Here is a 12515-nt window from a genome sequence, read left to right on the forward strand (position 1 = left end):
AAAAATAAAGCAGCGTCACATCCTTGGTGTTTCACCTGTGAAACAGAAAATTTATTTATCCTTAATAAACAATGAGTTTCACCAGTGAATCATTTTAGGTCCGTGACAATCACTTTGATAAAAATATAAATAGATGAAAACGTAAGGCGGGCATGATGACGGCAAGATGGCATGGCACAATTGCACTGTTATTACTCATTATTATTTCCTACGTCGACAGGGTAAATATCTCGGTAATGATTTTAAACCCGGACTTTGCCGAACACTTTCAGTTAAATGAAAACAGAATGTTACAGGGAATGCTTATGACCTGCTTTCTGCTGGGTTATGGTTTTTCGGCTTTACTATTAACGCCAGTTATTGAAAGCAAGCTTCATTATCGGCAGGGATTATTAAGCAGCATTGCGATTTGGGCCGCGGTCTGCGCGATTTCTCCACTGCTGGGATCGCTGATGGGCATGCTCATCGCCCGCGTGATTTTGGGTATTGCCGAAGGGCCGCTCTTTTCGCTGAAGACGCGCTTTATCAGCGACAACTTTAGCGCGGAAGAGATCGGCAAACCCAACGCCGTCACCGCGCTGGGCGTCTCGCTCGGGCTGGCCGTGGGCTTTCCGCTGGTCACCTGGCTGATGGCGCATCTGGGCTGGGTCGGCTCGTTCTATGCGCTGGCGGCGATCAATCTGCTGCTGGGCGGCGGGTTAATCTGGCGTTTTCTTCCTGCTCCTCGTAGCCGCTTAACGGCGAAAAAACCGGGGCTTGCCCGCACCTTCACGCTCGCCTGGCAAACGCCGCTGCTGGGCTGGATCCTGCTGGTTGAAATCGCCACGCTAAGCTATCTGTGGGGCAGCAGCGCGTGGCTGCCCGCGTGGCTGCGCGACGAGCATCACTTCTCGCTGCACGCCACGGGCATGCTTGCGGCTATTCCCTTTCTCCTGAGTCTGGGATCCAAGTTCCTGGGCGGCGTACTGCTCGACAAAATGCGCCCGGAACAGGCGCCGGTGCTGTTTGTGGTAGGCGGGGCGCTGACGGCGCTGTCCGCGGTTGGGCTGATACTCAGCCATCAGCCCGCATGGCTGGCGCTGTTTATGCTGTCCGCCAATGCTTTCTGGGGACTGCAGGGCGCCGCGATACCCGCGGTGATCCAACACCACGCCGCGCGGGAAGCGGTAGGTAGCGCATACGGCATAATTAATGGGATTGGGAATATTTGCGCGGCGTTTATTCCGCTGCTGATGGGGATAGTGATGAAATCGGCGGGGTCGGTCAGTTCAGGTTTTTCAGTGCTGGTCGTGTCGCAGGCTATCACCCTGCTGGCGGGCGGAATGTTGCTGCTGCGCATGCGTCGCGCAGCAGCACTCAGCGCGTAAGGCTTACTCGCCTTTCTTAGCTGCCTGAATATAGAGCATTTCCAGTGCCAGAGTCGCCGCGGCCAGCGCGGTGATCTCGGACTGGTCATAGGCAGGCGCCACTTCCACCACGTCCATACCGACAATGTTCAGATCCTTCAGGCCGCGCACCAGCTTGATGGCACGATCTGAGGTCAGGCCGCCGATAACCGGCGTACCGGTGCCCGGTGCAAATGCCGGATCCAGGCAGTCGATGTCGAAGGTCAGATAGACGGGCATATCACCCACGATCTGCTTCACCTGAGCGATGATGTCATCGACGCCGCGGTCGTTAACCTGGCCCGCATCCAGAACGGTGAAACCATTGTCTTTATCGAACTCGGTGCGAATACCGATCTGCACGGAGTGGTTCGGGTCGATCAGCCCTTCGTTCGGCGCGGTGAAGAACATGGTGCCGTGGTCAAACTCGCAGCCGTTCGCGTAGGTGTCGGTATGCGCATCGAAGTGCACCAGCGCCATTTTACCGAAGTGCTTGGCGTGGGCGCGCAGCAGCGGCAGGGTCACGAAATGGTCACCGCCGAAGGAGAGCATGCGCTTGCCGGCAGCCAGCAGCTTCTCGGCGTGCGCCTGCAGCTTTTCGCTCATCTCACGCGCGTCGCCGAAGGCGTACACCAGGTCACCGCAGTCCACCACGTTCAGGCGCTCGCGCATGTCGAAGTTCCACGGGAAGCGGTTGTGCTCCCAGGCCAGGTTGGTAGAAACCTGACGGATCGCTGCCGGGCCGTGACGACCGCCCGCACGACCGGATGTTGCCATATCGAACGGCACGCCGGTGATGACCCAGTCAGCGTCGCTGTCGTACGGCTGGAAGTTCATCGGAAGGCGTAAAAAACCAAACGCGTTAGATACCAGAGAGTTATCGTACTGATGACCTAAAGTGCTCATGTCCTGACCTCTTTTAAAGTCGATACATTAAAAACAGATGAAAAAAATCCCCTCCGCGTCGTTAAACCCGACGAGGAAGGGATTGATTCGTAAATCGCTAATTGGGGCGAATTATCGCCGGTAATGCAGACGGGTTCAAGTGAGTATAGCATTCTGCCGGATGACGGCTCCGCCTTATCCGGCCTACATTCGTAGGCCCGGTAAGCACAGCGCCACCGGGCATCAGCGGCGCAGCAGCCTGTTGCCCTCACCCCGCCCCTCTCCCACAGGGAGAGGGAGGTTTACTTACTCATCTTCCAGGTAGGTGTACCCGTACAGACCCGCTTCAAACTCTTCCAGGAACTGCTGCTGTAACGCGTCGTCCAGACCGGTGTTTTTCACCTGGTCACGGAACTGGGTGAGCAGTTTTTTCGGATCCAGCTGAACGTATTCCAGCATGTCCGCCACGGTGTCCCCTTCATCGGACAGCTCGATTTCCACGTTGCCGTCAGGGAAGACGAACACGTCCACCGCTTCAGTATCACCGAACAGGTTGTGCATATTGCCGAGGATCTCCTGATACGCGCCGACCATAAAGAAGCCCAGCATCGGCGGGTTCTCCGGGTCGTATTCCGGCATTGGCATCGTCGTTGCGATACCGTCGCCGTCAACGTAGTGGTCGATAGCACCGTCGGAATCACAGGTGATGTCCAGCAGCACCGCACGGCGTTCCGGGGCGTGGTTCAGCCCTTCCAGCGGCAGAACCGGGAACAGCTGGTCGATACCCCAGGCATCCGGCATCGACTGGAACAGCGAGAAGTTGACGTAAATCTTGTCCGCCATACGCTCCTGCAGCTCGTCGATAATCGGACGGTGTGCGCGGTTGCTCGGGTCGAGCTGTTTCTGCACTTCATGGCACATATTCAGATAAAGCTGCTCGGCCCACGCGCGCTCCTGCAGGCTGAAGGTGCCTGAGGAGTAGCCGACGTGGATGTCGTGCAGGTCCATCTGGCTGTCGTGCAGCCATTCGCGCAGGGATCGACGCGTGCCCGGCTCGTGCATTTCCTGCCAGGTTTCCCACATGCTTTGCAGAGAACGCGGGGCATCGTCTGCCGGAGGCGTCGCTTCGGAGATTTCGCTACGCTCAACGCCGATGATGTTAGAGACCAGCACCGTATGGTGCGCGGTCACCGCACGACCGGATTCGGTGATCACCGTCGGGTGCGGCAGGCCGTTCTCTTCACAGGCATCGCCGATCGCCCAGATGATATTGTTCGCGTATTCGTTCAGGCCGTAGTTCACGGAGCAGTCGGACTGCGAGCGGGTCCCTTCGTAGTCCACGCCCAGGCCGCCGCCCACGTCGAAGCACTGAATATTCACGCCAAGCTTGTGCAGCTCCACGTAGAACCGCGCGGATTCACGCACGCCGGTAGCGATGTCGCGAATATTGGCCATCTGCGAGCCGAGGTGGAAGTGCAGCAGCTGAATGCTGTCCAGACGACCGCGCTCGCGCAGGATTTCCACCAGCTGCAGCACCTGGTTTGCCGCCAGGCCGAACTTGGATTTTTCACCGCCGGAGGACTGCCATTTACCGGAACCCTGTGACGCAAGACGCGCGCGCACGCCAAGGCGTGGCACCACGTTCAGACGTTCGGCCTCTTCCAGCACGATGGCGATTTCGGTCATCTTTTCGATAACCAGATAAACCTTGTGGCCCATCTTCTCGCCAATCAGCGCCAGACGAATGTATTCACGGTCTTTATAACCGTTACAGACGATCACCGAACGGGTCATACCCGCATGCGCCAGAACCGCCATCAGCTCCGCTTTGGAACCGGCTTCCAGGCCCAGCGGCTCACCGGAGTGGATCAGGGATTCAATTACGCGGCGGTGCTGGTTCACCTTGATCGGGTAAACCAGGAAATAGTCACCTTTATAGCCGTAGGACTCACGCGCGCGCTTGAAGGCGGCGTTAATAGAACGCAGGCGATGTTGCAGGATCTGCGGGAAGCAGAACAGTGCAGGCAAACGCTGGCCCTGAGCTTCACGGGCTTTCACCAGTTTAGCGAGATCCACGCGCGCTTCAGGGACGTCCGGATCCGGGCAGACGCTGATGTGGCCCAGTTCGTTGACGTCGTAGTAGTTATTGCCCCACCAGGCAATATTGTAAGTGCGCAGCATCTTGCTGGCTTCCTCGGAGCTCATCGCAACCTCCTGCATAGAACGTAGTACACCCTGTTCGCCCGCTGACGAAGGCGAAAAAGAAGACATGTCGTCAGACATAGCGAACCTCAACTCTTTGTATTAAGTGTAAAACAGTTGACTACTATCGCAGCGTTATACGGCGATAACAACCCATAAACGGCTCCGTTTCCCAGCAGAGTATGCTGAAAACCAGACCGTGCGACCGGTTTCTTATTCATATCATTGTAAAACACGTATCCGAACTCTGTATGACAAGGTTCGGCGAAACCACGAGAAAACTCTTGTATTAACAAGAGCGCCCTTGTTCAGTTTTCACAGAGCGTAACCGGCCCTTGAATCCTGAGAAGCGCCGAGATGGGTATAACATCGGCAGGTTTGCAGACTAGAAATGCGGGTTGCGGAAATCAAATGCGCGCCAGAACGGCTGCGCTGAATGTGCGGAAAACGATGGTTCATTATCTCGTATCACCTCCACGGCCGCCTCTGCTGAAACGGACCACAAGCCAAAGCTAAAAGTTCACTGCTTAACCCGGCTGGAAGTGGCGACACGATGAGTCCATCGAGCGCTTATTTTATATGAGCCGCGCGCCGCGTTTTATACCGAGAAGGGGGCTAAAAAGCAAAACAAAAATGCACGTGTTGCCAGCAGCGTCAGGAAAAATTTCCAGCTGCCATTTCAACGCAGTGAGAGATGAATCAAAAAAAACTGGAAATCGGGCGAAGAAGTGACCTAAAATAGCCATCCAGATGTTAATCCATCTATACTGATTAACACTCATACTGCCAGTGTCAAAAACCTGCAGGCCTTGGTAGAATTATCTCCTTTGGCTATTCCACACAGCAGCTTGAGCTAACCAAATTCCTCTTAGGTGAAATAAAACATGGCAAAACACCTGTTTACGTCCGAGTCCGTATCAGAAGGACATCCTGATAAAATTGCTGACCAAATCTCCGATGCGGTGCTGGATGCGATCCTCGCGCAGGATCCAAAAGCGCGCGTAGCGTGTGAAACCTATGTCAAAACCGGCATGGTTCTGGTTGGCGGTGAGATCACCACCAGCGCATGGGTTGATATCGAAGAGATCACCCGTAACACGGTGCGTGAGATCGGCTATGTGCATTCTGATATGGGCTTTGATGCCAACTCCTGCGCGGTGCTGAGCGCGATTGGCAAACAGTCTCCCGACATCAACCAGGGCGTTGACCGTGCCGATCCGCTGGAACAGGGCGCGGGTGACCAGGGCCTGATGTTCGGCTATGCAACCAACGAAACCGACGTGCTGATGCCAGCACCTGTCACCTACGCACACCGTCTGGTGCAGCGCCAGGCTGAAGTGCGTAAAAACGGCACCCTGCCGTGGCTGCGCCCGGATGCGAAAAGCCAGGTCACCTTCCAGTATGACGACGGCAAAATCGTCGGTATTGACGCGGTGGTTTTGTCTACCCAGCACTCCGAAGATATCGATCAGAAATCCCTGCAGGAAGCAGTGATGGAAGAGATCATCAAGCCGGTTCTGCCGACCGAATGGCTGAGCTCTGCGACCAAATTCTTCATCAACCCAACCGGACGCTTTGTTATCGGCGGCCCAATGGGTGACTGCGGTCTGACCGGTCGTAAAATCATCGTTGATACCTACGGCGGCATGGCGCGTCACGGCGGCGGTGCATTCTCCGGTAAAGACCCGTCTAAAGTTGACCGTTCTGCGGCGTACGCTGCACGTTATGTGGCGAAAAACATCGTTGCTGCCGGCCTGGCTGACCGCTGTGAGATCCAGGTTTCCTACGCAATCGGCGTAGCTGAGCCAACCTCCATCATGGTTGAAACCTTTGGTACTGAAAAAGTGCCTTCAGAACAGCTGACGTTGCTGGTGCGCGAGTTCTTCGACCTGCGTCCATACGGCCTGATTCAGATGCTGGATCTGCTGCACCCAATCTACAAAGAAACCGCGGCATACGGTCACTTTGGTCGCGAACATTTCCCATGGGAAAAAACCGACAAAGCCGCCCTGCTGCGTGAAGCTGCCGGTCTGAAGTAATCGACTGACAGGTGCTTTATAAAAGGCCAGCCTTCGGGCTGGCCTTTTGCATTTGTGCGATCATCTTTGCCCGGCGGCGCTTCGCTTGCACGGGCCTACGGGTTTTGCGGTGTTTGTAGGCCGGGTAAGGCGCAGCCGCCACACGGCAATGTTTGAAACCGATTACACCATGCCGAATATATCCCGCTTTCAGAATATTCTCTTTGCTTGATCGCCTTTCTTCTGCTGTTACATTTTATTTCAGTTAAGTCCGAAATTCAAACAAACGCGATGCACATCACCTCGTTTACCTCTATATTTTCAAAGCTTTAATAATTTTTACGGTTCCGCGTTAGTGTAACCGATTACACCTATGTGATTAATCTCACATATTTTTACGGGTCACTCACCTACCCTTTACATCAATAAAACTGATAACCCAACTGGAGGGCATAATGCCTGACAATAAAAAACAGGGGCGTACGTCCAACAAGGCGATGACATTCTTCGTCTGTTTCCTCGCCGCCCTGGCAGGATTACTTTTTGGCCTGGATATCGGCGTGATTGCCGGTGCATTACCTTTCATCACTGACGAGTTCCAGATCAGCGCTCACACCCAGGAGTGGGTAGTCAGCTCCATGATGTTTGGCGCGGCCGTCGGGGCCGTCGGCAGCGGCTGGCTCTCCTTCAAGCTCGGGCGTAAAAAGAGCCTGATGATCGGCGCGATTCTGTTCGTTGCCGGTTCACTCTTCTCTGCCGCAGCGCCTAACGTTGAGGTCCTGCTGGTTTCCCGCGTGCTGCTTGGTCTGGCCGTGGGCGTGGCGTCCTATACCGCCCCGCTTTACCTGTCTGAAATCGCGCCGGAGAAAATCCGCGGCAGCATGATTTCGATGTACCAGCTCATGATCACCATCGGTATTTTGGGCGCGTACCTTTCCGATACCGCGTTTAGCTACAGCGGCGCATGGCGCTGGATGCTCGGCGTGATCATCATCCCGGCCATTCTGCTGCTGATTGGCGTCTTCTTCCTGCCGGACAGCCCGCGCTGGTTCGCCGCCAAACGTCGATTCCACGATGCCGAACGCGTACTGATGCGCCTGCGCGACACCAGCGCCGAAGCGAAAAACGAGCTGGAAGAGATCCGCGAAAGCCTGAAGGTCAAACAGTCCGGCTGGGCGCTGTTTAAAGAGAACAGCAACTTCCGCCGTGCGGTGTTCCTCGGCGTACTGCTTCAGGTGATGCAGCAGTTCACCGGGATGAACGTCATCATGTATTACGCGCCAAAAATCTTTGAGCTGGCGGGCTATACCAACACCACCGAGCAGATGTGGGGGACCGTCATCGTGGGTCTGACCAACGTGCTGGCCACCTTTATCGCCATCGGTCTGGTGGACCGCTGGGGACGTAAGCCAACCCTGACGCTGGGCTTCCTGGTGATGGCGGCCGGTATGGGTGTCCTCGGTACCATGATGCATGTGGGCATTCACTCACCAACCGCCCAGTACTTTGCCGTAGGCATGCTGCTGATGTTTATCGTCGGATTTGCGATGAGCGCCGGCCCGCTGATTTGGGTGCTGTGCTCTGAGATCCAGCCGCTGAAAGGGCGTGATTTTGGCATCACCTGCTCTACCGCAACCAACTGGATTGCCAACATGATCGTCGGCGCAACGTTCCTGACCATGCTCAATACCCTGGGCAACGCGAACACCTTCTGGGTCTACGCCGGTCTGAATATCTTCTTTATTGTGCTGACAATCTGGCTGGTTCCAGAAACCAAACACGTATCTCTGGAACATATTGAACGTAACCTGATGAAAGGTCGTCCTCTGCGCGAAATCGGCGCACACGACTAATTCTCTTGCGGGAGGCGCCTCTTGCGCCTCCCCGCTTCGCGCTTTATGCTCTGCCCCTATGAAAGCACCCCGTCTCCCCATCGCCCTTCAGCAAGCCGTTATGCGCAGCCTGCGGGAAAAACTCGCCCAGGCGAACCTGAAGCTTGGCCGCAATTACCCTGAACCGAAGATCGTTTATCAGCAGCGCGGCACCGCGGCCGGTACCGCCTGGCTCGAGTCGTATGAGATCCGCCTTAACCCGGTGCTGATGATGGAAAACCAGCAGGCGTTTATCGAGGAAGTGGTACCGCACGAGCTGGCGCATCTGCTGGTGTGGAAACACTTTGGGCGCGTCGCGCCCCACGGGAAAGAGTGGAAGTGGATGATGGAAGCGGTGCTCGGCGTTCCGGCACGCCGTACCCATCAGTTCGAGCTGGAATCGGTGCGCCGCAATACCTTCCCCTACCGCTGCCAGTGTCAGCAGCACCAGCTTACCGTCCGCCGCCATAATCGCGTGGTGCGCGGCGAGGCGACCTACCGCTGCGTCAAATGCGGCGAGCCGCTGGTTGCGGAATAATCACCTGAACTTTCAGGAACTTTCCTGATCTGACTGATTGCATACAGGAACAACATTCGTTACGTTGCGGGCTCGTTTTGACACGGAGTGTAAGATGTCCCGTAATTTTTCTCTCGCAGTCGCCTTTCTGACGACGGCGCTCTCAGGCCATGCTCTGGCCGACGGTATCAACAGTTTTTCCCAGGCTAAGGCAGCAGGCGTGAAGGTGAACGCCGATGTGCCGGGCGATTTCTACTGCGGCTGTAAAATTAACTGGCAGGGTAAAAAAGGGGTCGTTGACCTGGAGTCCTGCGGCTATAAGGTGCGTAAAAACGAAAATCGCGCCAGCCGTATTGAATGGGAGCATGTCGTTCCGGCCTGGCAGTTTGGCCACCAGCGCCAGTGCTGGCAGGATGGCGGACGTAAAAACTGCGCCAAAGATCCGGTTTATCGCCAGATGGAAAGCGATATGCATAACCTGCAGCCTGCCGTAGGTGAAGTGAACGGCGACCGCGGTAATTTCATGTACAGCCAGTGGAACGGTGGCGAAGGCCAGTACGGCCAGTGCGGTATGAAGGTTGATTTTAAAGAGAAAGTCGCCGAGCCCCCTGCCCGCGCGCGCGGCAGCATTGCCCGCACCTACTTCTATATGCGTGACCGTTACGACCTCAACCTCTCCCGCCAGCAGACGCAGCTGTTCAACGCCTGGGACAAGCAGTACCCGGTGACGGAGTGGGAATGCCAGCGCGACGAACGTATCGCCAGAGTTCAGGGGAATCACAACCCTTACGTCCAGCGGGCTTGCCAGGCGCAAAAGAGCTAACCTACACTACGGCAATTCGCTTATATCGCATGACACATGGAATTTCTGACTATGCGCATTCCCCGCATTTACCATCCTGAACTGATTACCGCAGGCCGCGAAATCGCCCTGTCTGATGACGCCGCCAACCACGTTGGCCGCGTGCTGCGCATGGGCGCAGGTCAGGCAATACAGCTGTTCGACGGCTCGAACCAGGTTTTCGACGCGGAAATTACGCGGTCTGATAAAAAAAGCGTGCACGTTTACGTCCTGCGTGGCGAAGTGGATGATCGGGAATCACCGCTGCATATCCATCTGGGCCAGGTGATGTCGCGCGGTGAGAAAATGGAGTTCACCATACAGAAATCCATTGAACTGGGTGTAAGCCTCATTACGCCACTTTTTTCTGAGCGCTGTGGCGTTAAACTGGATGCGGAACGTCTGAACAAAAAGATCCAGCAGTGGCAGAAAATTGCCATTGCGGCTTGCGAACAGAGTGGCCGCAACCGTATTCCGGAGATCCGCCCGGCGATGGATCTGGAGGAGTGGTGTGCTGAAGAGGACAGTGGGCTGAAGCTCAATCTTCATCCGCGCGCCAGCGCCAGCATCAATACGCTGCCCCTGCCCGTTGAGCGCGTACGCCTGCTGATTGGCCCCGAAGGCGGCCTGTCGGCGGACGAAATTGCGATGACGGCACGTTACCAGTTTACTGATATTCTGTTGGGACCTCGCGTTCTGCGCACTGAGACAACGGCACTCACGGCCATTACCGCGCTACAGGTACGGTTTGGCGATCTGGGTTGAAGCATTAACGGAGAAGAACATGATCAAGCTCGGCATCGTGATGGACCCCATCGCAAACATTAACATCAAGAAAGATTCCAGCTTCGCCATGCTGCTGGAAGCGCAGCGTCGAGGCTATGAACTCCACTATATGGAGATGAACGATCTTTACCTGATCAAGGGTGAAGCCCGCGCGCGCACCCGCATCGTTAACGTCGAGCAGAACTACGACAAATGGTACGAGTTCGGCACCGAGCAGGACATTGCCCTGGCCGATCTCAACGTCATCCTGATGCGTAAAGATCCACCGTTCGACACCGAATACATCTACAGCACCTACATCCTTGAGCGTGCAGAAGAGAAAGGCACGCTGATCGTCAACAAGCCGCAGAGCCTGCGCGACTGCAACGAGAAGCTCTACACCGCCTGGTTCTCTGACCTGACGCCGGAAACCCTGGTGACCCGCAGCAAAGCACAGCTGAAAGAATTCTGGCAGAAGCACGGCGATATCATCATGAAGCCCCTCGACGGCATGGGCGGCGCGTCGATTTTCCGCGTGAAGGAAGGCGATCCGAACATTGGCGTGATTGCCGAAACGCTGACCGAGCTGGGCACGCGTTACTGCATGGCACAGAACTATATTCCGGCGATCAAAGACGGCGACAAACGCGTTCTGGTGGTAGATGGCGAACCGGTTCCTTACTGCCTGGCACGTATCCCGCAGGGTGGCGAAACCCGCGGTAACCTGGCGGCCGGCGGCCGCGGCGAGCCGCGCCCGCTGACCGAAAGCGACTGGGAAATTGCCCGCCGCGTTGGCCCGACGCTGAAAGCCAAAGGCCTGATCTTCGTTGGCCTGGATATCATCGGCGATCGTCTGACCGAAGTGAACGTCACCAGCCCAACCTGCATTCGTGAAATTGAAGCGGAATTCCCGATCTCAATTACCGGAATGCTGATGGACGCTATCGAAAAACGTTTACAGAAATAACCTAACAATACTATTAGTGACAGCGCCTGTGTTTGTCCCCATACTGGGCGCTGTCGCTTTTTAAACCAGGAAACAGTACCTCTGACAATGAATTTACAGCATCACTTTCTTATTGCCATGCCTGCTCTCCAGGACCCGATTTTTCGCCGCGCCGTGGTTTATATTTGTGAATACAATGAAGACGGCGCGATGGGCATTATCATCAATAAACCGCTGGAAAACCTGCAGGTTGAAGGGATTCTGGACAAGCTGAAAATACCGGCTGAAGCGCGACTGCCGGAAATCCGGCTGGATAAACCGGTGATGCTGGGTGGACCTCTTGCAGAAGATCGCGGCTTTATCCTGCATACGCCGCCGGTATTCTCTTCCAGCATTCGCATCTCCGACAACACCGTTATCACCACCTCGCGTGACGTGCTCGAAACGCTGGGCACCGCAGAGCAGCCTTCTGAAGTGCTGGTGGCGCTGGGCTATTCATCATGGGAGAAAGGCCAGCTTGAGCAAGAGATCCTCGATAACGCCTGGCTTACCGCGCCTGCGGACATGAATATCCTGTTTAAAACCCCTATCGCCGATCGCTGGCGTGACGCGGCGAAGCTGATTGGCATTGATATCCTGACCATGCCAGGCGTAGCGGGGCACGCCTGATGAGCGGAACGCTTCTGGCCTTCGATTTTGGCACCAAAAGCATTGGCGTTGCCGTGGGTCAGCGCATCACCGGTACCGCGCGTCCGCTCACGGCCCTGAAGGCCAATGACGGCACGCCTGACTGGAATCTTATCGAGCGTCTGCTCAAAGAGTGGCAGCCGGACGACGTGATTGTTGGGCTGCCGCTGAACATGGACGGCACGGAACAGCCGCTTACCGCCCGGGCGCGTAAGTTCGCCAATAAAATCCATGGCCGGTTTGGCGTCTCCGTGAAGCTTCACGACGAGCGTCTTAGCACCGTCGAAGCGCGTGCGGGCCTGTTTGAGCACGGCGGCTTCAGGGCGCTCAACAAGGGCAGCGTGGATTCCGCTTCAGCAGTCATCATCCTCGAAAGCTATTTCGAACAGGGCTTTTGA

The 12515-nt window shown here is 55.9% G+C and carries 12 protein-coding genes; 9 read left to right on the forward strand and 3 right to left on the reverse strand.

From position 1 onward, the window contains the following. Positions 1 to 155 precede the first annotated feature (155 nt). Positions 156 to 1367, forward strand: a complete 1212-nt coding sequence (locus tag L370_RS19075) for an MFS transporter (protein WP_023333341.1) — start codon at positions 156 to 158, stop codon at positions 1365 to 1367. A 3-nt stretch (positions 1368 to 1370) separates the two neighbouring features. Here the strand turns inward: L370_RS19075 and speB are convergent, their stop codons facing one another. The 3 genes from speB to yqgB form a co-directional block, all read right to left on the reverse strand. Beyond that, positions 1371 to 2291 (reverse strand): agmatinase, encoded by a 921-nt coding sequence (gene speB, locus L370_RS19070; RefSeq protein WP_014071686.1) that lies wholly within the window; start codon positions 2289 to 2291, stop codon positions 1371 to 1373. 285 nt (positions 2292 to 2576) lie between these two features. Then, positions 2577 to 4553: a biosynthetic arginine decarboxylase gene (speA, locus tag L370_RS19065; protein WP_023309121.1), complete on the reverse strand. Its 1977-nt coding sequence runs from the start codon at positions 4551 to 4553 to the stop codon at positions 2577 to 2579. Positions 4554 to 4561: 8 nt separating this feature from the next. After that, positions 4562 to 4693, reverse strand: a complete 132-nt coding sequence (yqgB, locus tag L370_RS22460; RefSeq protein ID WP_127312443.1) for an acid stress response protein YqgB — start codon at positions 4691 to 4693, stop codon at positions 4562 to 4564. A 663-nt stretch (positions 4694 to 5356) separates the two neighbouring features. Between yqgB and metK the strand changes: the two genes are divergently transcribed. The 8 genes from metK to ruvX all read left to right on the forward strand — a co-directional run bounded on the left by metK (position 5357) and on the right by ruvX (position 12515). After that, the gene (gene metK, locus L370_RS19060) at positions 5357 to 6511 is read left to right on the forward strand and encodes a methionine adenosyltransferase (RefSeq protein WP_010435443.1); all 1155 of its coding nucleotides are present in this window, start codon (positions 5357 to 5359) and stop codon (positions 6509 to 6511) included. Positions 6512 to 6945: 434 nt separating this feature from the next. Continuing rightward, on the forward strand, positions 6946 to 8343 hold the full coding sequence (gene galP, locus L370_RS19055) for a galactose/proton symporter (protein ID WP_023309123.1): 1398 nt from the start codon (positions 6946 to 6948) through the stop codon (positions 8341 to 8343). 58 nt (positions 8344 to 8401) lie between these two features. Further along, positions 8402 to 8899, forward strand: coding sequence for a SprT family zinc-dependent metalloprotease (locus L370_RS19050; protein ID WP_032640642.1), 498 nt, complete (start codon positions 8402 to 8404; stop codon positions 8897 to 8899). 94 nt (positions 8900 to 8993) lie between these two features. Then, complete coding sequence (gene endA, locus L370_RS19045; RefSeq protein WP_023333343.1) at positions 8994 to 9701, forward strand: deoxyribonuclease I; 708 nt, start codon at positions 8994 to 8996, stop codon at positions 9699 to 9701. A gap of 51 nt (positions 9702 to 9752) precedes the next feature. Then, positions 9753 to 10484 (forward strand): 16S rRNA (uracil(1498)-N(3))-methyltransferase, encoded by a 732-nt coding sequence (gene rsmE, locus L370_RS19040; RefSeq protein WP_023333344.1) that lies wholly within the window; start codon positions 9753 to 9755, stop codon positions 10482 to 10484. Between the two features lie 19 nt (positions 10485 to 10503). Further along, positions 10504 to 11451, forward strand: a complete 948-nt coding sequence (gene gshB / locus L370_RS19035) for a glutathione synthase (RefSeq protein ID WP_023333345.1) — start codon at positions 10504 to 10506, stop codon at positions 11449 to 11451. Between the two features lie 87 nt (positions 11452 to 11538). After that, the gene (locus tag L370_RS19030) at positions 11539 to 12099 is read left to right on the forward strand and encodes a YqgE/AlgH family protein (protein ID WP_008499752.1); all 561 of its coding nucleotides are present in this window, start codon (positions 11539 to 11541) and stop codon (positions 12097 to 12099) included. Further along, positions 12099 to 12515, forward strand: coding sequence for a Holliday junction resolvase RuvX (gene ruvX / locus L370_RS19025; RefSeq protein WP_021242076.1), 417 nt, complete (start codon positions 12099 to 12101; stop codon positions 12513 to 12515). The genes L370_RS19030 and ruvX overlap by 1 nt, the downstream gene beginning before the upstream one ends.

Origin of the sequence: Enterobacter sp. MGH 24, from assembly GCF_000493015.1 — a bacterium.
Classification (GTDB): Bacteria; Pseudomonadota; Gammaproteobacteria; order Enterobacterales; family Enterobacteriaceae; genus Enterobacter.